General features: G+C 38.2%; 1 rRNA gene. It reads right to left on the bottom strand.

Annotated elements, in window-relative coordinates:
• Window positions 1-130 precede the first annotated feature (130 nt).
• Window positions 131-207: ribosomal RNA gene (locus H5115_RS20070) — 16S ribosomal RNA — on the bottom strand; the annotation flags it as partial.

The following is a 207-nucleotide window of genomic DNA, read 5'->3' as shown; positions in this document are numbered from 1 at the left end:
GTATCTATCAGAATTTTATTATCAGCTTTTCCAAATTTTTAAAGAGCATATTAATTAGTTATTCCGAAGAATAAGCACTAATTAACAATCATCTGTGTGGACACTACGAACAAATAAGTTCTAAATCGTATAAGGAGGTGATCCAGCCCCAGGTTCCCCTAGGGCTACCTTGTTACGACTTCACCCCAGTCATGAATCACTCCGTGG

This window comes from Pseudoalteromonas sp. SR44-2, from assembly GCF_014163745.1.
Lineage (GTDB): Bacteria > Pseudomonadota > Gammaproteobacteria > Enterobacterales > Alteromonadaceae > Pseudoalteromonas > Pseudoalteromonas distincta.
This window is presented reverse-complemented; position numbering and strand designations above follow the sequence as displayed.